Origin of the sequence: Catenibacterium faecis (assembly GCF_014306455.1) — a bacterium.
Lineage (GTDB): Bacteria > Bacillota_I > Bacilli_A > Erysipelotrichales > Coprobacillaceae > Catenibacterium > Catenibacterium mitsuoka_A.
This window is the reverse complement of sequence record NZ_JACRWG010000126.1, coordinates 1-1,631: the sequence shown is the minus strand read 5'-3', so window position 1 is coordinate 1,631 and position 1,631 is coordinate 1. Positions and strand designations below refer to the sequence as shown.

General features: G+C 27.1%; 2 protein-coding genes. Both read right to left on the bottom strand.

Annotated elements, in window-relative coordinates; all coding sequences use genetic code 11:
* Window positions 1-98 precede the first annotated feature (98 nt).
* Complete coding sequence (locus H8909_RS13005) at window positions 99-593, bottom strand: hypothetical protein (protein ID WP_187013128.1); 495 nt, start codon at window positions 591-593, stop codon at window positions 99-101.
* A gap of 50 nt (window positions 594-643) precedes the next feature.
* Entirely contained in the window at window positions 644-1,051 is a 408-nt protein-coding gene (locus H8909_RS13000) for a hypothetical protein (protein ID WP_117458951.1), read from the bottom strand.
* Between the last annotated feature and the right edge of the window lie 580 nt (window positions 1,052-1,631).

Genomic DNA, 1,631 nt, shown 5'->3' with positions numbered 1-1,631 from the left:
GATAGACCTAGATATGTGAGGTTTACCACAAAAGAAAAATGCCCGTAGAGCCTATAAAATAAGGCTTTGCGGACATTTAAGAAGATATAAAAAGATAGTCAAAAAGACATATATAATTTAAATATAATTAATCCAAACGAAGAAAGAATAATAAATAGAATAATATTGAGTAATGGGTTGCCACAAAATAATTGATATTTAAATAAATCAATATCAGGGGATGTTCTATATCCATATTTTATTAAGCAGTATAGCAACATAATTGTATGTAATAAATAATAATAAGCTAAACTTTTTAAAGATATTGTTTTGATTTCTTTTTTATAGAAGTTTACATATCCAACACGTGTGATGATATATCTATCGAAACGATTGAATATTTTTTTGTAACTATCCATAACACATAATTCTTGAAACACTACTAAAAAAACAATCGTGAAAACAATATTTAAGTTACAATTCCATAAATATAAGTATATATCTGTGAAAAAATCTTCTTCAATTCCGCTTCTCATAAAACTGTCAATATAAAATATTCCAGTTATTACAACAAAAAGAACTAATATAATATTTTTTGCATTTTTTTTAATCATAAATTATCACCTCTAATAGAAGTGAAGGAAAGTAATCATATAATAGGTAATTAATTATCAGCTGAGAATTTAATTGAAATTCTTGTTCCAACAGATGGTTCTAAATTAGATCCACATACTCTCGCTTTTACAGATGAAATTGTTTTTTTAGCATTAGCATCTGTGTAATGGATTTTTGTCTGATTATTTAGGTAAATTTGATAATATGTTTTTGAGATTCTTCCGCCTTTATAGAAATCTCCATATTTTCCAAAAGCTGTATTGTCTAAAGTTTTTTCTATATATCCATAGCTACACTTTTTAGTTTTGTTTTTTGAAGCTGATGTAGGATTACTCATAGCACCCCAAGATGGTATAGCTAAAGATTCTGATGAACTCCATGATACTGCAGAAGCACTTCCTAAAAACATTACGCACATTATGAATGATAATGTAATTGTTACGATAATTTTCTTCATATTCTTGTTTCTCCTTATCTTACTTTCCTTCATATTGTTATTATTAAATTTCTGTAAAAAAATGTAAATATGATATGATCAAGATGTACATTTCACGTTTAAGATACACATCCTTAGCTGTAGACGTGGGTGAAGACTGCGCATTTATAGGTTAATATGAATAATGATAGTATTCACTTTAAGATGTTTTTCATCTGTTTTAATGAGTATTTCGCTAATGAAAGACCACTCGTTACGGTAGAAAAGTCCAATTTAGTCAATAATTCTGATTAGGTTGACAAATTATATTATATATACTTCTTTTCTACTGAAATTAAGGTGTAGGAAAGTATCATATCTATACTATACAACATTTTATAAGAATGGAGTTTTGATTATTCGCACGTAAATGCACCATCTAACTCTTAACAGAATAATAGCCATCATGATAGTCATGATTGGATAAATAATTACCTTATTTTTGCAAAAGTCAATATAAAAATGTAGGTTTAGGACAATATAAGAATGTAGGTTTTCCTACATTCTTATATTGTCTTTTTAGTCTTCATCTACTATGAATTGAAGCTGATCTTTGAGTCTA

Bases quoted from the DNA above. Each gene is read 5' to 3' on its own strand.
- H8909_RS13005 (WP_187013128.1), bottom strand. From the start codon at position 593: ATGATTAAAAAAAATGCAAAAAATATTATATTAGTTCTTTTTGTTGTA.
- H8909_RS13000 (WP_117458951.1), bottom strand. From the start codon at position 1,051: ATGAAGAAAATTATCGTAACAATTACATTATCATTCATAATGTGCGTA.